This window comes from Pseudomonas sp. SDO55104_S430 (assembly GCF_054070595.1).
In genome coordinates this window covers 1-247 of the sequence record NZ_JBSVXG010000527.1, presented here as the reverse complement: position 1 = coordinate 247, position 247 = coordinate 1, and the positions used below count along the sequence as shown (strand labels likewise).

At 63.2% G+C, this 247-nt stretch carries 1 protein-coding gene; it reads right to left on the bottom strand.

Annotated features, from left to right (window positions below; all coding sequences use genetic code 11):
- On the bottom strand, positions 1-247 hold a 247-nt coding region (locus tag ACW9JE_RS30985; protein ID WP_457434945.1), incomplete at both ends, for a hypothetical protein.

Below are 247 nucleotides of genomic sequence, written 5' to 3'. Positions count from 1 at the left end.
GCACGGCCAACGCACTTTGCAATTGGTGTTGATGCAGGGCTTCGAACTGGCTCTGCTCCAACAGCCGGCCGACCAGATTCATGTTCAGGTCGTCGATCACCGCCAGTGGATCGTCCAGGGCGACAAACAGTGCCGTGTCCTGCATCGGTACCCGGCCGCGTACCAGCGCTTCCTCAAAGGCCGGCTTGAACACCGCGTCCGGGTCGGCGGTTTCGGTGGGCAACGAGGTGCTGGTGAAGCTCGGCGC